Annotated in this window: 16 protein-coding genes; 4 read left to right on the top strand and 12 right to left on the bottom strand. The window is 47.5% G+C overall.

The window, feature by feature from the left end:
- Positions 1-53 precede the first annotated feature (53 nt).
- The 6 genes from QMA35_RS00550 to QMA35_RS00525 all read right to left on the bottom strand — a co-directional run bounded on the left by QMA35_RS00550 (position 54) and on the right by QMA35_RS00525 (position 7,086).
- On the bottom strand, positions 54-608 hold the full coding sequence (locus QMA35_RS00550) for a hypothetical protein (protein ID WP_281645172.1): 555 nt from the start codon (positions 606-608) through the stop codon (positions 54-56).
- Positions 605-1,360, bottom strand: a complete 756-nt coding sequence (locus QMA35_RS00545) for an ankyrin repeat domain-containing protein (protein WP_281645171.1) — start codon at positions 1,358-1,360, stop codon at positions 605-607. Before QMA35_RS00545 ends, QMA35_RS00550 begins: the two co-directional genes overlap by 4 nt.
- Entirely contained in the window at positions 1,353-4,589 is a 3,237-nt protein-coding gene (locus QMA35_RS00540) for an RHS repeat-associated core domain-containing protein (protein WP_281645170.1), read from the bottom strand. Before QMA35_RS00540 ends, QMA35_RS00545 begins: the two co-directional genes overlap by 8 nt.
- 135 nt (positions 4,590-4,724) lie before the next feature.
- Positions 4,725-4,973, bottom strand: a complete 249-nt coding sequence (locus QMA35_RS00535; RefSeq protein WP_281645169.1) for a hypothetical protein — start codon at positions 4,971-4,973, stop codon at positions 4,725-4,727.
- Between the two features lie 218 nt (positions 4,974-5,191).
- Positions 5,192-6,631, bottom strand: a complete 1,440-nt coding sequence (gene aspA / locus QMA35_RS00530; RefSeq protein ID WP_281645168.1) for an aspartate ammonia-lyase — start codon at positions 6,629-6,631, stop codon at positions 5,192-5,194.
- Between the two features lie 221 nt (positions 6,632-6,852).
- Entirely contained in the window at positions 6,853-7,086 is a 234-nt protein-coding gene (locus QMA35_RS00525; RefSeq protein ID WP_281645167.1) for a hypothetical protein, read from the bottom strand.
- Between the two features lie 109 nt (positions 7,087-7,195).
- On the opposite strand from QMA35_RS00525, the gene QMA35_RS00520 reads away from it, so the two are divergent.
- Both QMA35_RS00520 and QMA35_RS00515 read left to right on the top strand, forming a co-directional pair.
- The gene (locus QMA35_RS00520; RefSeq protein WP_281645166.1) at positions 7,196-7,483 is read left to right on the top strand and encodes an RNA-binding protein; all 288 of its coding nucleotides are present in this window, start codon (positions 7,196-7,198) and stop codon (positions 7,481-7,483) included.
- Positions 7,484-7,740: 257 nt separating this feature from the next.
- Positions 7,741-8,610: a hypothetical protein gene (locus QMA35_RS00515; RefSeq protein WP_281645165.1), complete on the top strand. Its 870-nt coding sequence runs from the start codon at positions 7,741-7,743 to the stop codon at positions 8,608-8,610.
- Here the strand turns inward: QMA35_RS00515 and QMA35_RS00510 are convergent.
- The 6 genes from QMA35_RS00510 to QMA35_RS00485 form a co-directional block, all read right to left on the bottom strand.
- Positions 8,604-9,872, bottom strand: a complete 1,269-nt coding sequence (locus QMA35_RS00510; RefSeq protein ID WP_281645164.1) for an alanine racemase — start codon at positions 9,870-9,872, stop codon at positions 8,604-8,606. The two genes, QMA35_RS00515 and QMA35_RS00510, sit on opposite strands and share 7 nt — an antisense overlap.
- 38 nt (positions 9,873-9,910) lie before the next feature.
- Entirely contained in the window at positions 9,911-11,449 is a 1,539-nt protein-coding gene (locus QMA35_RS00505) for an aldehyde dehydrogenase family protein (RefSeq protein ID WP_281645163.1), read from the bottom strand.
- Positions 11,450-11,634: 185 nt separating this feature from the next.
- A complete protein-coding gene (locus QMA35_RS00500; protein ID WP_281645162.1) occupies positions 11,635-13,239 on the bottom strand; it encodes an alkaline phosphatase D family protein in 1,605 nt (534 codons plus the stop codon).
- 75 nt (positions 13,240-13,314) lie between these two features.
- On the bottom strand, positions 13,315-15,162 hold the full coding sequence (locus QMA35_RS00495) for a hypothetical protein (protein WP_281645161.1): 1,848 nt from the start codon (positions 15,160-15,162) through the stop codon (positions 13,315-13,317).
- A gap of 444 nt (positions 15,163-15,606) precedes the next feature.
- Positions 15,607-17,730, bottom strand: a complete 2,124-nt coding sequence (locus QMA35_RS00490; protein WP_281645160.1) for an inositol phosphate phosphatase SopB — start codon at positions 17,728-17,730, stop codon at positions 15,607-15,609.
- Between the two features lie 39 nt (positions 17,731-17,769).
- Positions 17,770-17,895: a hypothetical protein gene (locus QMA35_RS00485; protein WP_281645159.1), complete on the bottom strand. Its 126-nt coding sequence runs from the start codon at positions 17,893-17,895 to the stop codon at positions 17,770-17,772.
- Positions 17,896-18,180: 285 nt separating this feature from the next.
- Between QMA35_RS00485 and QMA35_RS00480 the strand changes: the two genes are divergently transcribed.
- Both QMA35_RS00480 and lptE read left to right on the top strand, forming a co-directional pair.
- The gene (locus tag QMA35_RS00480) at positions 18,181-18,981 is read left to right on the top strand and encodes a hypothetical protein (RefSeq protein ID WP_281645158.1); all 801 of its coding nucleotides are present in this window, start codon (positions 18,181-18,183) and stop codon (positions 18,979-18,981) included.
- 428 nt (positions 18,982-19,409) lie between these two features.
- The gene (gene lptE / locus QMA35_RS00475; protein WP_281645157.1) at positions 19,410-19,994 is read left to right on the top strand and encodes an LPS assembly lipoprotein LptE; all 585 of its coding nucleotides are present in this window, start codon (positions 19,410-19,412) and stop codon (positions 19,992-19,994) included.
- The last annotated feature ends 4 nt before the right edge of the window (positions 19,995-19,998 follow it).

Genomic DNA, 19,998 nt, shown 5'->3' with positions numbered 1-19,998 from the left:
TGGTCGCAATCCAGTTTATCAACAGACTGATTTTCATCAATTAAAACAACTGGTTAGCTCTTAAGTAAGTGCCATTCGACTCCGACCCCTTTATCCGCTATATCAGCCAGTTGCAGGAAGTTACGCTGCAAAACCTTGTGATGCTCTGGCGTTAATGCAGCCAAGTCATCAAACTCTTTCTCCAGGCCAAACCGGTACCAGCCTTCTTCCCCTTTCACCAGTTTGGAAAAGGCCAAAAAAGCTGACTGATCTTTGTCTTTAGGTTGGCAACGATAAACCACCAGGGCTTCATCGCCTTTAAAGCCTTTGGCATTCAAGGTTTCAACAGCTGGTTCCTCGCAAATGTGCACGGCCAGCGCCGCCTGTTCGCTCAGGCTTTTCACACGCTTTGGGGGAACATTTTCTTTAATGGCCCGGTCAAACACAATCCAGAGTTCCAGATCACCCGGCTGGTAAAAATCCGTACGCACACCGTCGTTAATCTGGGTATCTTCCAGTTGCCAGCCGGGTGGTGGGGTGATTTCAAAGCGTTCGCTGGCCTGCACTGAACCGGCAAAGGTAGCTGTGGCTACTAACAAGCAACCCAGAATTGTTGATAATTTGATCAATCTTTACCCTCTCGACCCATTATTTCTTTCTTCTCTAAAAGCTTGATATGCTCGAGAACTTCTTCCCTATCTTTATAAGCGCTGAATTTTTTTGATACTCGTGACCTTTTTGCAAGATCAACAAAATCTGTTCCAAAGTTATTTTTAACTTTCCAATCTGCTCCATTATCAATGAGAACCTGTGCGATATCGAAATTATTAGACATTGCTGACTGCTGGAGTGGGGTATACCCTCCGTTACTTTTCACATTAACATCAGCCCCAGATTCTATTAAAAAATTAACATGAGTAATCAACCCTTCACTTACAGATTTAAAAATGGGAGTTTCCTTCATAGAGTTAACAAGGTTTACATCACCCTGAAAATCAACAGTGATTTTCAACCATTCTAGGTCCTTCATTGAAGAAGCTAGATGTATAACACTTATTTTTTTAGACACACCAAAAATCATGTTTGGATTTGCACCGTTATCCAGCAAATATTTATAACCGACTTTATTCTTATTTTTTAAAGCCCAAAATAAAACAGGAGCCTCTACATACCCTTTTGCATTTATGTCAACCCGTTTAAGCAACGCATCTATTTTTCTTTTATCTCCTCTAGCTGAAGCTATTGCAAGATCAGCGAGATCTCCACTTCCATATATTTCACTTACACTTCGATAGAACAACGGTTTATCTGCACTCCATAATGATGGAGAAATAGAAAAAATAGCTGCGATCGAAAATAAACGTATCATAATACTAATCAAAATATATCCCTGCCGAGTGAAACACAGATTCAAGTTTATGTCGCTCAAGAGAATCTGCGACTAACAAAATAGGATTTAAAACATACGATAATGTAGATCTCTTATTGGCCGGCTCCAAAGCAAACCGGCGTCCCCCTGCATCCTTTACAAAAGTATTATCTTGTAAAAAAGTTACAAGCTCTCCACTTATGAAGTAAACATCAACCAATTTATCAACATTTTCATCAGATAAATCCATCCTATTGAGAACGCTATCACTTACGCTGGCAGGATTAAAAACAATAGCTCGAATATCTGTTGCAAGACTTGCTACTGTAGCTAAACCACCACCAAGTGAGTGACCTGCAAAGCTCAACTTACCTAGACTTGAATATGTATTTTGAAAGCGGATAGCATTCTTTCGAGCTGTGGTATACTGAGACGCAGTCCATCCAAAAGGTTCACCTAATGCATTGGCTAAATTATCATCTAAATCAGACCAACCATTTGTTCCAGCAAACGCCTTGATGTAACTACTTCCTGTTCTTCCATTGAAGAATACAGCCGCTTGATATCCGTTATCATCGCTTGAATCAATGCCTTGACTCTTTAGAATCTCTGGAGAGACACGCTCAAGGTATACTGGATCTTCACAACTATAGGCACAAGCTGCAGCTAAGAGATGATCAACTGCATCGAGCGAAAGACGGTGACTCAAATGTATATCGGACAGACCGTTTTGCTTATTATTAATATCACCAGTATCTGGAAGAGCATCTAATGTATACCCACTCGGATCAACCGCACTCAAAGGCCCATTCAACACATAGCTATACCGGTTAAACGACTGCGAAAACTCCGGGAACTGCACCACAATATCCGCTTCCAGGAACCGGCCCAGAGTCGGGTCAAACACCCGGCCATTCATATGGATCAGGCCCACATCATCCAGCATTTCATGGCCGGTAAAGCCGCGGGTGGTGGTGTCGGATTTCACAATGCCATCAGCATCGGTCCAGTCACTGTTGCGGCGTTCACCAAAGGGCGCAAAGTTCATGCGTTCGGTGATGGTGCCGGTTTCATCGGCAATGGCTGCCACAGAACCCAGATGGTCCGGCAGCAGGTAGCGGGTTTCGTCCCTTAAACCATGGCTGTCGTTGATCTGGCTCTGGACCAGAAGACTACCGACGTAGGCTTTACGCTCGGTACGGTTGGGGGCAATGATCTCTTCATAGAGCCCGCCACCAATGGTAAAGGTTTCGGTGATGCCGTTGCCGGTATCATCCTTGCGGTAGTAGCGGCGACGTTCACTGTCGTAGGAAAAGCTGGTGATGGCGTTATTACCGGTATGGGCAATACGGCTGGGTTTGTTAAAGGCGGTATGGGTAATGGTATCCCCGGCCCGCTGGATCATATTACCGCTGGCATCGTAGCTGTAGGTTTTGGTTGTACCATCCAGAGTTACGCTGGTCACTGCATGGAGGCCAGCCGGGTTTTCTGCAGAACCACCGTAGCTGTAACTGCCGACACCGGTTTTGCTGGTGAGGTTGCCCAGGTTGTCGTAGCTGTAATCCAGCACTCTGGCGCTGGCAAAGCCGGTGCCACTGGTGCTGGATTGCGTGAGACGGTTGAGGTTGTCGTAGGTAAAACTTTCGCTGACATTCTGGAAGGTATCACTGCGGGTTTGCAGGTTACCCTGGGAATCCCAGCCAAAGGTCATGCCATACACACTGGCACCGTCTTTGGCGGCATTGATACCGGTCATACGACCGCTGTCAGCTTCAAAGCTGCGGCTCAGGGTTAAGCCGTTACCCAGTACCTGCTGGGTGATATTGCCGCGGTTATCAGCCTCGGTGTTCTGTTCCAGCAGGGCATCGTTAGCGGCGTTGCGCAGTTCGGTATAAAAACCGTTGCTGTCGTACACGTTGCGGGTCCGGAAGCCGCTCGGGTAGAGCATCTCATTCCCACGACCAAAGGCATCGTAGGTGCTGCGGCTCAGGTAGTTTCTAGACTGCCCGTCCACCGTTAACGTGGTGCGGGTGTTGCGCAGGCGCGCCAGATTGTCGTACTCGTAGCTTTCAGCGAACTTTTCTTCGTTATCACTGTTTACCAGACGTGTGCTGACCAGTTGACCTTTAGCATTGGTGCCCTGGTCATACGCCCAGGTGCTGGTTTCCTGCGCGGCGTTGCCGGGGCGATCGACCCGCTGGGTCATCCGGCCCAGTTTGTCGTAACCCACAGTGGTGGTGAAACCACGGGCGTCGGTCTGGCTAAGTAACTGACCGAGAGCGTCGTAGTCGTAAGACAGGGCACCGGTATCCGGATCCGTCATAGTGATCTTGTTGCCCGCCAGATCGTAGCTCATGGTCGCGACTGTATCAGCGTTGCCGTCCACTTGCGTCCAAATCAGATTGCCATGGGCGTCGTAACGGTATTCCACCGGGATGTTCTGCGGGTCAAGGCTCTTGACCAGTTCACCCAGAGCGTTGTTTTCCCGAATATGGGTTTGGGTATTTACATCACCGTTTTGCAGGGTATGAACACGGGTGACTTTGCTACCACCACCGCTACGGGTGCCGTAGGTGCTGGCGGTCTGATGCCCATCAGCACGGATCATACTCTTTTCACGATCCTTCAGGTCATAGCTATAGCTATTCCACAGCACGGTGCTGCCGGCAATATAAGGCTCAGACACCTTGATCATACGACCCAGATTGTCGTATTGGCTATCCACCAGAACCGTATCGCCATTCAGGTTGGTCGAACGGCTGCGCAGCTCACGGCCCAGTCGGTCAAAGTACACAACCGTATCTGGCTGAGCTTTGCCACTGGCCGCGGTATGTTCTACCGAGGTAGTCATCTGCCAGGCACAGTGGGCTGGCTTCTGACTGTCACAGGTTTGATAGGTGTTGCGACTGATCACACCATCAGCAGAGGCTTGCTGAATCACGCGACCAAAGCCGTCGTACCAGCTGCGGGATTTCAAGCCGTTGGCATCATTGGTTTCTGTCACCTGACCAAAGCGGGTATCCCACTGCTGACTGGCACTGTGACCGATCGCGTTGGTCACCGTTTGCGGATACTGGCCGTTCAGGAAGTTGGACGCGGCGCTGCGGCGCTCAATAATATCGGCACCATTGGTGGTGGTTTGGGTAACGTTACCGTGGCTGTCGTAATCGTAAGCCGTGGTCAGGGTCAGCGTGCTGTCGTTTTGGGGTATGGTTATTGTGGTCAGTGCTGGTGCTATCACTGTTCGGTTGGGAGCCAGCCCAGTTGCTGAAAAATAATGGTGTATCAAAAAAGCCCGAACAGTTTCCTGCCCGGGCTTCCACACACACCTGGCTTAGCCAGTATCACAAAAGTCATCCTGCCCCCACAGAACGACTTAGTGATAGGTCGCGTTGCTTGAGGATTCCCCCAGAGCAACTGCATACATAAGGGTCTCTACCGCTTCGATTTTGCTTAGTTCGCCTTCACGAAGTTTTTCCGCTAAAAACTTGTTTACAGGTTCTCCAGACGCCAACGCATCAACAATAATACTTTCGAGTCTCTGAACGGGTGTGGCGATGGAGATGCTGTCCGTAGCAGGCGTAAAGTCGATACCGGGTTGAGGATTCACATACGGCTTAGTCATTATTATTCTCTCTACAGCATACGAACACAATCATACGTACTTGTGCTTACATCCTGTGATCTTATACTGACCCCTGTCAAGCTTGTTTGGGATGTTTCTTAAAATATTCCTATGACATGCCCTGTGATGAAACTTTTCTCAAAAGAGATTGCTGGTTGTTCAAATTATTTTGAAAGTCTACAAAAAAGGGCAACTTTAGAAGTTGCCCTTTTTCATGTTTACGCAGATTTCACATGACTCACGAAATCAAAGCGCTTACCCCGATACTGGGGATTTTTCAGATTTTCGAGGGAGAAAATTTCATCCAGGTCTTCGTTGTCCAGCAGGCCACGCTCCAGTACAACATCACGAACATTACGGCCAGACTCTGCGCAAATACGGCCAACAATATCGCCTTCATGGTGGCCGATATGAGGGTTCAGGAAGGTGATGATACCGATGGAATCCAGTACCTGACGTTCACAGACCTCACGGTTAGCGATGATATCAGTCACACACTTTTCAGTCAGAGTTTCACAGGCGCTGGTCAGCAGGTTCATGGACTCAAACAGGCTCTGTGCAATCACTGGCTCCATCACGTTCAGTTGTAGCTGACCGGATTCTGCTGCCATAGTGATGGTCATATCGTTACCAACAACCTTGTAGCAGATCTGGTTAACCACTTCTGGAATAACCGGATTCACCTTGGCAGGCATGATAGAAGAACCAGCCTGACGCTGTGGCAGGTTAATTTCATTCAAGCCTGCTCGTGGGCCAGACGACAATAGACGCAGGTCGTTACAGATTTTGGAAAGCTTAACAGCCATACGCTTCAGAGCGCTAGACAGCATTACGTAAGCGCCACAATCAGAAGTCGCTTCTACCAGGTCGGCGGCCTGAACATAATGCTGATTGGTGACTTCGGAGAGCTTACGTACGGCCATGGCAGAATAACCGGATGGAGTATTCAGACCGGTACCAATAGCAGTTGCGCCCAGATTCACTTCCAACAGAAGCTCACGGCAACGCTGAATGCTCTTCACTTCTTCTTTCAGGGTAACAGCCCACGCACGAAACTCCTGCCCTAGAGTCATGGGTACAGCATCCTGCAACTGAGTACGACCCATTTTCAGAATATCGGCAAACTCTTCGGACTTGGTTTCCAGAGCTTCAATCAGGCTCTCCAGATTCATCAACACAGTGCCAATTCCGTTGTACAGTGCTACACGGAAGCCAGTTGGGTAGGCATCGTTAGTAGACTGACTTTTGTTGACATGGTCATTAGGATTGATGATGTTGTACTCACCCTTTTTATGACCCATCAGTTCCAGAGCCAGATTGGCAACAACCTCGTTTGTGTTCATATTCACAGAGGTGCCAGCCCCACCTTGGAAAGCATCAACAGGGAACTGATCCATGCAGCGGCCAGTGTCCAGAATCAGATCGCAGGCTTTCACAATGTATTCTGCAACTGTCGGATCAAGTGCACCCAGATCCCGATTAGCCAGCGCCGCAGCTTTTTTGGTGTAAATCATGCCACGAACAAATTCAGGGTTGTCGCCAATACGTTCGCGACTAATCTGAAAGTTCATCAGAGCCCGAAGAGTGTGAATACCGTAGTAAGCATCAGCGGGCACCTCCATGGTACCCAGAAGATCTTCTTCCTTGCGATACTGCATAACATTGTCACCAGAAGATAAAACAGAAAAGCTCTCGGGAGGCAAAATCAGGAAAGAAGCGCTCAGGAGGGCATTGAAATCAGGTCGGCAACGATACTCGTGTAAAGTAACCTCTGTCGATTGTTGCCTTCACGTAAATTATTGAAATATTGACTTGAGTCGATTTTTTTTACGAAATAATTCCTACTGTCTGACAGCACAGAATTCCTTTCCCATTACGGCTACACAAAGCCTGTATTACTCGTATTCCCACGGCTCATGTTCTTTTTTGTTATTTGAGGTAAAAATATATCGAAAACCAGTGCGTTCCATGCTGAATAAACATTGAGCAAAAGCAGCGCCAGCCCTTGCACACAAGGCTTTAGTTGATTTGTATCACCCATCAAACAAAAATCAACTTCCCTCTGTTCATTTACTTTGCATTCCCTGGTTTTTTCTGTTTTATTTCGCGTCACAGGACCTTTTTGATCGTTATACCAGACAGACTTTTGCTCTGGTGGTGTGAACTGAACGAAAGTCCAGCCATCAAATTATTAAATAGAATTACCATCGGAGTATTTGATAATGGCTCAGAATAAACTGTTCATCGGCAACCTTTCTTTCCGTGCTACAGAAGATGAACTGTCTGAACTTTTCGGTCAGCATGGTGAACTGGAAGAAGTAAAAATTATTCTTGATCGTGAAACCGGCCGCTCCCGCGGTTTCGCTTTCGTTACATTTGTTGAGGAACCTGCAGCTCAAGAAGCTCTGGTTCTGGACGGCAATAGTGTTAGCGGCCGGGATATTCGCGTGAGCATTGCAACCGAACGTCCCCGTCGCCCAGCTGGTGGCAATCGCGGTAACCGATTCTAAAAACCTGCTTAATTCCGCTGGTTGATTATCTTGAGAATCAACCGGCTCATCCTCACCCTTTCACCTTAATTCATTTCCACTGGCACACCACCGGCTCTGTTCAGCATATCAGTTGGTAGTCGTCTAAACTCTCTCTACACAAACGTGTTGTATGGAGATCACCATGAACGACACCGGTTAAAGCCCATGGCCTCACATAAGGCATTATCACTGTTAATATTAGGATCGCTTAGGTTTTCAGATTGAACAGGTGTGTGATGTTCTACCAGGTTTCTTTTCCCCAACGACAGGTTCAGCGTTCAACATTGGTATCCCGTCTTGAACCAGTTGGTGACAATACACTTGCAGTGATTGTTGAGGAAACTCCCTTTCACCCCCTCGATTATGCTTGGCCTGACCAGCCTGCTGATCGAGGGAATCTGATATTTAATGACCAGATCTTCCCAGTTGTTGATTGCCTGACCGGTGCAATTAACCAGAACAGCAACCAGCTCTTTATCGACAAAGGTATTCCTGTTCGAAAAGGTGAAGAGGGATGGGATTTTGTCGTTGTTCATATTCTTGAAAAAACACCAGAAACCGACGCTCTCCAGCATGAATCAACAATCACCCTGAGCATTGATGAAAAGTATCAGCACCAGCTCAGCATTGGTCATACGGCCTGCCATTTCAGCGCTATGGCGCTGAACAAAATATTGATTCCACTCTGGCGTAAAAACCCGGGTAAAAGAGATGTTCTGAACAGCCCGGACTTCGATCAGATGGCGATTGTCAGTTCTAAAATTCAACCTGGCGGCTCCCGGGACCATTACCGACTGGGTAAAACTATTCGCAAAAAGGGTCTACAAAGTGCTGAGTTAATGGAGCATATCGCAGAGCTGTTGAAGAAAGCTGAAAGTCAGGCGAATAGCTGGCTACGATTGGAAGCCGAGATTCAAGTTAGGTGCGACGGTCCGTCATTAACAGATCGCCGCTACTGGCAATGTAATCTTGGTGAACATGGGGATGTTGCGATCCCTTGCGGCGGCACCCATGCCTCTAACATGAAAGAGCTGGGAAAGGTAAGTATCACCTATGAGCCCGCTGGAGACATGGAGTTTGTAATGGTAACCAGGACCAATCAATAATCCTGATTAAATACTGGCCACTCATCAATAACCTGCTCTTTGCGCACGATCAGTAAACGACCAAACTGCAAGAATACAAATTCACTCTGGGTTGGCCGCAGAAAAATAAGATCATCGGTTTTGAGCTCTGTGGACTCAGAGCCGGTCAGCAATTCCTGATTCGTGCTTCGACCATAAAGAGCATTGTTATTAAGCCCCTGTGGAGAAACTGGTTTAGCCTTCCACCAACCACCATAACTGAAAAATACTTTCCCCATATTTGGCGAAATCAGTTTCCACAACCCTGAAAGCTTCTCCATCATTGGCAGCTGAAGGCTATCCAATGTTTTCAACACTGGTGCTGCAATAAATGCTGCAGGCTGATGAGCCGTTAATGTTTCCAGATCAAAACCCGTAGGTTTTACAAAAGCAGAACCTATAGCCAGATCATTGACCGATCCGCGATCACTTTCTGGGTATAGGGCATAAGTTGTACTGCCTCCTGAGTTAAAACACAGGTCATCAGCATAAAGATCTGGAAAATCATTTTTCACTGTATCAACAAACTGCTGATAGTTGCTTAATACCTGACTCCTGGCTGCCATTCTTTTTGACGCCAGCAACCCTGAGAGCTTGCTGACATGGGGCTCGTAACCCATAAGGCCAGAAAACGACAAATGATCTTTATTCTCTGAAATCAGCCGAAGTATTTTCTTGAAACTGTCAACACCGGCGACACCTCCACGGTGTAAACCAATATCGATTTCTACAGCTAATTTCAGGGTTTTCTGTTGTTCAATGGCAAGCTCAAGGTACTGCTCCAGACGAGGATAACTGTCCACCAGCCATTGAACCTGAACGCTGGCTCTTTGAGCCTTTTCCTCTGAAGATTCCGCAAAAACTTTACGGACTGCTCCCACAGGAAAAGGTTTGCCCACCAGATAATCCGCGTCAGGAAATCTATCCAGTAACTGATCCAGAAACGGCTGATGAAAAACCATCAGCCTGTTAGTTCCAAGCTCCTTCTGCAGATAATCAAGAAGCTCGAAAGAAGGCAAAGATTTAGCTGGAATTCTTAATTGAGAGGTGTCGCCAATCGCTTTTTTTACTTCAGCAATATTGGCATCCATACGATCCAGATCAATCACCATACGTGGGTGACTAACACCATAATCCTTCAAAAGTTTCTGTAGCTTTTGAAAATAAAGCGTATGGGGGCGACCACGATCTCTGCGCCAGTAAAAAAATGCAGCGAGCAGAGCCAACAGCAGTAACAGCTTCATATACATCCTGTTTTTTCTTTTTATCTAATAAAATGATTTTATTTCGAGTCTTTTTTCATTAACCGCTCAAGGGCAAGGCCAACCCGCGCTAAAGCCAGCAGTTTTCCTGACCCAGAAGGGCTGGTCACTGCTTTCATTAAACGGCTCATCAGGGAAAGCTTTTCCTGTGAGTAGGGATACCAGTTAGGCTCCGGTTTGCCTTTGGTGTTATCAATCAGAACAGCTTTGGATCGAGTCATCCCCAATAAACCTTCAGCACCTTTCATGCGCCCGTAACCGGAATATTTCACACCGCCAAAAGGAAGGTTCACATTGCCTTCGGTGAGCATCACATTGTTGATATTTACACAACCGGTTACCACAGCCCGCGCAATACGGTTGGCCTTGGCACTATCAGTTGTCCAAATACTGGTACTTAAACCAAAATCACACTGGTTATGACCGCGAATAGCATCATCTACGGAGCTGAACTTATAAACGGGAACCACAGGGCCAAAAGTTTCTTCTGATGCAAGACGCATATCTTTAGTGACACCCAGTACAATCGTTGGCTTATACATGCCATGGCCCGCTGGTTCACCACCGCAAATAATCTCTGCGCCTTTTTCCCGGGCATCATGAACCTGCCCATCAATGATGTCCATCTGAAAAGACGTAGTAATTCCGCCCATATCAGAATTAGCTCCGGTACCCAGGGTAATTTTGCCGAATGCCGCTTTCAGGCGCTCCACAAAAACATCATAAATTCCTTCCTGAACATAAAGCCGCTCAATAGCCGTACAACTCTGGCCACTGTTATGCATATTGCCCCAGGTTGCAGCCCCTACGGCACGATCAATATCTGCATCATCGCAAACAATCATGGCATCCTTGGCGCCAAGCTCTGCAACCACAGGAATCACCATAGGGGCGGCCTGCTGCAGTATTTTCTTGCCAGTCCGAACACTGCCGGTAAAGGCAATCAAATCGGGGCGATGGGCAATCAGCTTTTGTGCGGTTTCACCACTACCGTGAACAACGGTAATCGCCCGGGATAAAAGAGGGGAAAGGTTACGAATCTCCTCGAAGATACCCTTCATAGGGGTCTGCTCAGAAGGTTTAATGATAACGGCATTGCCAGCAGCAAAAGCAAACAGGGCAGCAGTGCCAGCAATGGCAAGTGGCAGGTTCCATGGTGAAATAACCAGTACCACACCACGGGCTTCGTGATAAATACGGGACTTCTTCCCCAAGAGCGTTATGGGGGTTGGAACCTTTTCATCGGCCAGAATGCGTGCCGCATTTTCCACCAGCCAATGGCAATCCTCTATCATCTGAACCATGTCAGACAACATGGCATCACCACGACTACGACCAGACTCTTCCACTATCCGGTCAAGCAGGCGCTCTTCATTGCTCTGCAGATAGTTAATAACCCTGTGAATTTCCCGGGTTCGCTCTTCTACTGTCGAGTTGCGCAACTCATCACTGACTAACCGCGCCTTGGCAAAAGCCTCTGAAATTTCAGCATCGCTGGCATTCTCAATGCTGTAGAGCGTTTTGTCTGTCACCGGGTCAATAACATCTATCACTTGCACAGAACCTATTTGTCTTGCTTCACGCATTTCTTATTGAATAGCAACATGCAACATGCAACAGCCGGGGCCAACATCCAGATGGCTCGACCAATGTGTTACCATAGTACCAATCCAAATCAAACAAAACCAGAACAATAGTACAAGGTAATAGTACAAGGTAGAGAGCTTTCTACTTCTTAGCAGACTTATCCATCATCATGCACAACCTTCAGGACACCATCCTTATAAAGCACCTGCAGCATATGGGTTGCCTCAGGTTCTTTCAGGCGTTCCTTAACCGGCACCGTGTAAACATCCCACACCAGGTTATCTTTATTAATGGTCAAAACTGCGAAGCCATGTTTCTCACTATTGAAGTGAACCAGGTGATGATTCTGATCCTTCAGATACATCCGGATAATATCCATCAATAAACTGAACCCACCGAACATTCCGGCTTCATCTTTCATATTGGGAGAGGTTATGGATGGTGTCATCAATTCAATACCGAGATTCACAGGAGAATCTGGTTCTTCAAAGGGCTTAATGTAAGATACCAGTGACGTATGCATATCTCCGGTCAGAACCACCAGATTTTTTATCCCCAGAGATTCTATGCTGTCCTTAATCATTCCTCGCTCATAAATATAGCCGTTCCACTGATCGGTATTAATCAACTCGTCAGGGATAATATCCAAGTGGGAACCATAGGCAACAAAACGGGAAAACATGGTCTGATTGCCCCAAAGACGCCAGTGAGCATCACTGCTTTTGATTTGATCCAGCAACCAGTCTCTCTGCTCGATTCCCAACATGGTTTTATCGGGAGCATCTTCAGGAATCTGCTCTCCATCCCGGAAACTGCGCGAATCGGTCACAAAGAAGTCAGCCATTTTTCCCAGCTGGAATGAGCGAAAGAATTTCACTAAATCTCTGGGGTCTTCAGTGTTGCGGTTGACCTTGGCTTTGGAGGGATTGTAGTTAATCCATGCGGTGCGAGAATCAAGCATCAACTGGTTTTTCTCAGCAGCAGTCAGGTGACGATAACGCTTTCCGGGAATACCTGCTTTGTTATGAACCCTGTCCCAATAATGGTTATCAGCCACTTCGTGATCATCAGGAACAAGAATAAATGGCATAGATGCAAGGGATTCCTGCAGCTGTGGATCAGACAGATAGTTCTGATACAGGAAGCCAAAATCTGCAGCATTCATTGCTGAACGACTACGGCTTGGTAATGTCAGCGGTCTTAGTATTTCTGCTGAATCTGAGTCGTAGGACGCATATTCATAGGTAAAGTCACCATCAAAAAAGGTCAGATCGAGTTCTCCACGCTTCGCCATACCTGCCATTATCTGGTGAGCATTAAAGTAGCCAGTGGAGAAATCCTGGCACGTCAAAACAGCCATACGGAAAGAACGTTCCTGATCCTTCGCGGGCAGGGTTTTTGTTCTTCCCGTTATGCTGACATCACTTTCATGGCGAAAGCGATAGTAGTAAACAGTGTCAGGGGAGAGCCGCCCTTCCAGATTTATATGCAGAGTGTGATCGGTAAGAGAGGAGACGGTTTGGCTTTCCTGAATAATGATTCGCCCAAACTCCGGGTCACGGGCCACTTCCAGCGTAACGGAATGTGTGCCGGGGTGAAGTTTCGGGTCCAGTCTTGTCCAGAGAACTACACCCTCTGAAGAAGGATCACCCGAGCGAACCCCTTGGGGAAAAGAGTTATTTGCAGACACCCCCATAGTGACCAACAAACCGATAACAGCAAGAACACAAGAACAGCCAGATAAGAACACACGGCACTTCATCTTTATCTACAGCCTTCCAAAATACGGAAAGCTGGAAGTCTAGATGGCGTGCCGTGTTTTTCCTGTTTAAGGTGTTCACCTCTCAGTGCGAGGAGTCTGCCATTCCGTCACCCTTAAACGCATTTTGATTGGGGAGTGTGCGGTAGATGATTCTACATCTATAGTGGAGCGACCAGTTCGCCATTTGGCTAGAACAACATCGCCTAAACGTTTGTTGGCCTCATACACTCCATTCTTTTCAATACAAAGGATGTGGTAGGGCTGTGCTCCAGCAGTACCGCCTGAGGGCCAGCCAACCAGTTTTCCTCCATCCTCTCCACTAGCACAAATAGGGCATGTATCATCATCAGATGTTGGTGTATAAGGAGCAAGTATGCGCTTAGCGCTATCCTCCAACGCAACCTTGCTGACCCTCGACTGTCCAATCCACATATTTACAAGGAAGCTCAGAACTGGATTATTCTCCTGTCCAGCTTCTCTTCTGAGCGCGGCCTCTCTAGCAAGATGCTCCCGACGATGGTCAAGCATACGACGATAATGAACAACCCCCGCTGCACGCGTTATCAAATGGCCTGCCTGATCTACAGCAGAGGCCGCTAAATTTCGGCCACGACTAGCCAATTCCGCAGTAAGAAAACGGCTAGCCCATTCGGGGATCAGCCATTGCTTAACTGTTCTACTATTGTCGTTTGCCACAACCGTCATACCAGGCCAGAACATTCCCTCCTGCCAATCAACACTTATGGGTTCTTGCTCATCATCTGATCCAAATGTAAAAATAGATTTCTTGATTTCGTACCCTATATGCGCAACCCGACCAAAGTCATTGGGAACGGAAAAGGCATTACGAGCCCCCGAATCCTTGTCCAAATAAGAACATTCACCCTTCACAGCCCCATGCAGGCAAAGCTGTTGGTCAAAGTAGGCAGAGCAACTGTCTGCCACTGCCTGTATAACGGAGGGATGTAAAGCGCTTCGAACAGATGAAAAACTCTTTCGATCAACTTTCAAATGCATCGCATGCAATAACCAGGGAATCCTACTTTCACCAACATCTTCTGCAGCAAGATTTATTCGAGCCATTTTGTCCTGTTCAGGATCATAGAAAAATGTTGTCAGCGCGCCTTTTCCTCCCTTATCAGGGAGTAGAAGAATACGCTCTATACCATGTTCCCCCAGAACTCGCGCCAGCTGGTGATAACTGCTGTTTTTATTATTCTCAAGTTGGCTGGCAGAAATAACATTCACTTCATACAGTGCAGGCAAGTCAGCTCTTTCCTGAAAGACCGCTTTGATCACAAAATGGTGTGCAATATCTCCGGTCAAAGGCACATGGATATATTGGGTATTCGTGCGACTCTTCATCTGCTTCATGTAACCACCCAAGGAGTGCACACCTTTCAGACCAGCAGCCAAAGAGTAGATATGAGCTTCTGTAAGAGGGTTTCCGGTAAACAACTGATAAAGAGAAGGGATTCCAAAGCTGGTTAATGCAGAAGGTAGTGCGTACCAGGCACCGGCCTTCCAGATATAATAGATATTACTGACAGCGTACCACTCGTTTAAAACATAACCAGCCAGGCTCATCAGGGTAAGTAAAGACCTTACCCCCAAAACCTGACGGGCAACGGCTGTATAGCGAGAGTAATAACCAATAGTTCCCATCACCGGATACACTACGCCCCCCCACACAAAACTGTCATAGATCCACTGAGCACGGCTGCGATCCAGCTCATCAAAATAAAACATCTGATCGCCGATATAAAACGTCGCTCCGGTTTGAGAAAAGACAGCCCGGATCAATGTTCCATCGGGTAGACTCGCTTGCTGTGTATCACTGCTTACATCAAACTGTTCTGTGGCGCTTACAAAATAGCTGCCTATACACAAAGCAGTGATCACTAAAAGAGTCAGTCTCTTCATAACACGCGCTCACAAGGCGTTACTGTTTGGCAGCTTTCGACTATAGGCGTTCAAAAAAGTTCTGAAACAATAATTGTTTCAATACCACCTGTATTTGGGAAAAGATTGTCAAGGATGCTTTTGAAAAATGGCAACAAGAGAACCATCAAACATATAACTCAGCCGGTTTCTGACCAGACGTTTGAAGCAACAAGATTAGAACCCGAGGGACATAAATGGAAAGCCCGCTTGAATCGAACAAAAGCCATTTCCAACCCAAAATCTTCAGTACCAACGTCTTTCAGAACTCTTGGAGAGGGACTGTATGGGAAAGTTGATTCCGCCTCTGAGGAACATGCGGGCAAGTTGCACGTTCGGAAAACCATTTCACTGACAATGTCGTACGCCCCATTAAAGAGCGGACGGCATTAATGGCTTTAATGGTCGCTCACACCTGTAGGCTATCTAAGCCAACACCGCCTTTGAGAGCCCTTGCAGATAAGCACGGCCTTCCGGGCTTTCGATATAGGTCTCGAGAACAGAATCATCAATCTTAAATCCAGGGCTGCCAGAATTGAGTTCCTGAATATTCAGATGGTTGCCCTGCAAGGCAAATTCCATGAAGAGCTGCCGTTCGGACGGTGACAACTCACCAGGGGCAGGAACTTCACCGGTCAGCCGCATTCTGGTCATCAACCACTCGGCATCAGCAACCGCAAGAGCTGTGCGGTCTTTGGCACTCTTGCAGTTCACCAAAGGGGTACCACCGATCATATGGCTTAGTACCATAACCCGCGCCGCCAGCTTTGCCGCCCCACCCTTGTTGTTATGGTGCTGACTGCCTTTATAGAGAACACGAATTTGTGCAACCAGCTCACCGATTAGCTGGATGTCCGGGTGATCAGGGTCGGTCGCCTGCAACTCGGCAAGATACTCTCCCACCAACCCGCCATGCACTGAGGCACCACCAATCAGTGGCCCGATCAAAGCTTCAAGCCCGACTTTATTTAACCGGTCAGAAGGTCCCCAACCTCCCGTGATAGCGGCGGTTCTGCCCAGTGAAAACTTATTCAGCCCAAAATTAAACGACACAACCTTCACCTTCACCCGCACCTGCCGCACCTCTCCGGATGGCAGCCTGACCGGCAGGGTCTGCTGTGTATTCAAACGTTTCCAGGCTGCCACCTGATCCTGAAGCATGGCCTGTTCATCCCCTTCGCTCTTACCGGCTGCGTGGCGAAATACATCCGGGGTCAGTAAGGATGTTGAGGTCAGAACCAGTTCAACCAGTTCCCCTTCTAAAGCAGCTTTCATCTTCTCTGGGTGGAGGTGCAATGCCGCCACGGCCGACTCTTCTGCCCGACGGAACGCACCGCTCTGACGCTCTGCGCTACCCTCCGGATGGCCATAAGGCGAATGTACGCCATGACGCACACACTGAAACACAGTATCACCCTCATCATCTACCAGACGGGAAGTGTTCAGGTTTACGGCATGATCGATTTCATGGGTCGAGTGACTGGAAACGCCACCAGAGGTATAAGGCTTGAGGAAGATGCCGGTCGATGTTTTATCAGCAGTAAAACCATCGGGCAGGTGAGCATCTGTTAACTGCATCTGATTGGCGGGGATCATGGTTTCGGTAAACTTGTGATATTCCCCCTGATACTGAAAATGAATCGCCTTCTCAGAAATATCCCAGTTTTCCAGATTAGCGATATGAGCCAGTGCATGTTTATGGCTGTCCAGGGTAACATTCACGCCTTGTTTCTGAAGTGCCTGTACCAGCCTGCCAGGCATTTTATTAAGGGCGGCAATATTGGCCTTACTAACATTATCGCTGCGAGAAGCAGAGACCATTCGCTGCTCCAACTCGTCTTGCTTATCCAGAAGTTGCTCCATCAATTTCTGTAACTGCCCACGGTTCGAGATATCCGGGTTTTCCAGAGTTTTTGCCACAGCATCTGTGGCGGCTCGGTAATGCCCCTTTTGAGACTTCAATAAATGGTAGGTTGAACCAGGATTATTCGATAACCGCTGCTCCAGAACGGATGTGCGGTCTTCCAGGGCGAGCAGCGTTTTCTCCAGTTCCTCAATTTTCTCCTGAGCCGCAATTTTCTCCTGAGCCGCAATCATAGCCGAAGACGGTAGTGACCTCTCAGGTGATGCACTCTCAGCTTTGAGTTCTTGCAGCAGCATAGTCAGCTGTTGGCATTGATCACTGCAGGCACTCATCGTCCCACGGATATCCCGCTCCTCCAGAGGACAGTGGGAGAGCAAGCGATCTGACTGTCTTTCCGTTGCCTCAACTCGCAATAAACAACGCTGCAAGCCTGGCCCTTGCAAGGCGCCGGCCTTGACCGAGGCATGGCTTTGTTGTGCAACAGGGTTTGCTGTTCGAGACGATAAGCTTTGCCTTTCCAGCTGACGATACTGCCCGCCTACAACCTGCCCTCTCTGTTGTCGCTGGGGGTTAACTTCATAGACTTTACGACGGCCAAACCAGTTACCCACTGTCTTGAGCGCACTAACAACCTTACTGAGGAAACCCTGGGGCGGGCCTCCCGGTTCTATTCCCGGTAACGACATAGGCCTGAAGCAGCCATCCCTGCGCTTTGCTATAGATATTTATTCAGATTGGCTTGGCTTGACCTGTTTGACAAACAAATGGCTGGCATTTCCCTTACCGGCTGCTGCAAATATTTTTTCTTCACGGTTATCTTTATATAAAGAGATATCTTCCAGACCAGTCACAACATACCCATCTGGTAAGCCCTGAGCGTTCAAACACTGTTTGACCAGGCCACAGTACTCTTCAGAAAATATGCTAGCGGGCCGCCGACAATGTTCGTATTTGATGATCCCCGTTATGGCGTTTTGGAACTAGTACAAAAGTAGCATTCATTAAAGCCTCCTACCTTGAGTACTCAATCCATGGCTTGGGCACTTATCCAACCAAAGTTCAATGGTTGAAGTGGGGAACTAATTCAATACTGGGATAGTGAAACAACATAACTCAACACATAAGGGAGAATGAATATGAATATGAACACTCTGGGATCAAGTTCTTACGCATCGAATCACTTTTCACCAGTAACCAGCCAGGAGCAGGAGCTACCGAACCCTCGTGTAAAGGCTCTCACTAATTCAACGCCTCAGTTCTCTGCAGACAAGGCTGGCGATTTCACGACGCCAAAAGACAAGGTACTACAAAAGTATAAGGTGACAATTCTCGATAGAGTGAAGCTGTTTGTTTCTACCTCTGTGCAGGTTGTCGCCTCCTGGACGGGTCTGGGGCTGATAGTTGGAGGTATAGCTTCCGTTTGTACCTTGAGCCCTGCTCCAGTGACGATCGGTGTAGCAGCTGGAAGCGCTATTGGTGCAACTCTGGGAGTCCCTACGGGCATAGTTAGAGCTGCCCTGCTGTCGCCAGAAGATAAGCTCACGAATAAGATTTCTAAGCAGAAAAGTTCCATCGAATTCATGGCAGACTTCAGACTGCCACTTTCAAGAATTCGGGCAGAAAAGCATTTGAGAGAATACAATAAACTTTCTGTTAGCCGTGAACAGTTGGATACGTCTATGATGGGAGAGAAGGAGCCACACTTTACTCCTGAGTTTATTACTTCCATTGACGATAAGATAGCAAGTCTTAGTCAGCTGGAGAATCAATTACTATCAAACAAGCAAACGGTAGCCAAACCAATTCGCCATCGCCTTGAGAAACTGAATGAGCTCAAAAAGAGCATTCTGGCTATACAGCGCAAGAACGAGAAGCTTGGTGAAATGGAAAAATCACTCGTTACAATGCAAAAAGAGTTGAATCTGCTCCAGTCATAACTGCATAGAAGCTTTCACCGCTGAAATAAAACAACCCTGTCTATTAAGACAGGGTTGTTTTCGTTAGTGCTTACTTAATGGCCAGACAATATATGAAAGCAGCATTAAACAATACATTAAACAATGCATTACCAAAAGAACCCGAAGCTTACGCCGACCAGGCCGCTGACCTAATATCAAAAACGCTGGTTTCGAATCCCACAATTCGAATCACACCAAGAAAAGCCCTTCAGTATTCTTTCCTGCAATAGACATTTCCGTCTGCCAGATAGTCTGAATAAACGCTTTCAGGTAAAAATTGCCAGACGGGTAAAACTTTATTTAAGCTGTGGTGACAAAATATCTCTTCCACCGGTCATCGTTTTCATGGCAGACCATGGTTATAATTGCCGACTAAGGAATATTCTGTCTAACAGCGAATCAGTAATATGAACCGAATTCAAAGGATTTTCTCTCCCGTTCTGGTCATGGTTATGGCTTTGATGGTAACCGCCTGCGGCTTTCAGCTCCGCGGCACTATCGATGCCTCCGAAATTCAGAACCTTTCTCTGGAAGTGTCTGACCGCAATTTCCAACGTACCCTGACCCGCACCCTTGAACAAACCGGTATTACCATTACTGAGGATGCTCCCTACACCGTAAATGTTATCAGCCTGGACAGAGAAGAAACCATGACAACAACATCCGGCGGCGGCATCGTTACCGACTACGACGTAGTGGGTACTCTTAACTGGCAGCTGGTTGACAAGAATGGTCTGGTGCTGATTCCTAAAGGCGAGCTGAGCCAGTACGGCACTTACCAGCGACGTGATGGCGAATACAATGCTTCACAGTCTGAACTGGAGCTGGTCTGGAGTGAGATTCAGCGAAACCTGGCATTCAGTCTGACCCGCCGCATTGCATCACTGACCAATACTGAACTAACGACTCTAACGGAAGAGGCCATCGAAGCTCAGGAAGCTGCTGAAAAAACAGCCGCGCAAGTTCGCCCTTCTGGTCTGATGAGCCAGTAACCGC

The sequence above is a fragment of the Parendozoicomonas sp. Alg238-R29 genome (assembly GCF_947331445.1).
Taxonomy (GTDB): Bacteria; Pseudomonadota; Gammaproteobacteria; order Pseudomonadales; family Endozoicomonadaceae; genus Sansalvadorimonas.
Note: the sequence above shows the minus strand (reverse complement) of the source record. Positions and strands in the feature narration are given on the sequence as shown.

What these genes read in the sequence shown, in the direction of transcription:
- QMA35_RS00500 (WP_281645162.1), bottom strand. Translation starts at nt 13,239, where the DNA reads ATGAAGTGCCGTGTGTTCTTATCTGGCTGTTCTTGTGTTCTTGCTGTT.
- QMA35_RS00495 (WP_281645161.1), bottom strand. Translation starts at nt 15,162, where the DNA reads ATGAAGAGACTGACTCTTTTAGTGATCACTGCTTTGTGTATAGGCAGC.
- aspA (WP_281645168.1), bottom strand. Translation starts at nt 6,631, where the DNA reads ATGCAGTATCGCAAGGAAGAAGATCTTCTGGGTACCATGGAGGTGCCC.
- QMA35_RS00480 (WP_281645158.1), top strand. Translation starts at nt 18,181, where the DNA reads ATGAATATGAACACTCTGGGATCAAGTTCTTACGCATCGAATCACTTT.
- QMA35_RS00515 (WP_281645165.1), top strand. Translation starts at nt 7,741, where the DNA reads ATGTTCTACCAGGTTTCTTTTCCCCAACGACAGGTTCAGCGTTCAACA.
- QMA35_RS00490 (WP_281645160.1), bottom strand. Translation starts at nt 17,730, where the DNA reads ATGTCGTTACCGGGAATAGAACCGGGAGGCCCGCCCCAGGGTTTCCTC.
- QMA35_RS00510 (WP_281645164.1), bottom strand. Translation starts at nt 9,872, where the DNA reads ATGAAGCTGTTACTGCTGTTGGCTCTGCTCGCTGCATTTTTTTACTGG.
- QMA35_RS00535 (WP_281645169.1), bottom strand. Translation starts at nt 4,973, where the DNA reads ATGACTAAGCCGTATGTGAATCCTCAACCCGGTATCGACTTTACGCCT.
- QMA35_RS00520 (WP_281645166.1), top strand. Translation starts at nt 7,196, where the DNA reads ATGGCTCAGAATAAACTGTTCATCGGCAACCTTTCTTTCCGTGCTACA.
- lptE (WP_281645157.1), top strand. Translation starts at nt 19,410, where the DNA reads ATGAACCGAATTCAAAGGATTTTCTCTCCCGTTCTGGTCATGGTTATG.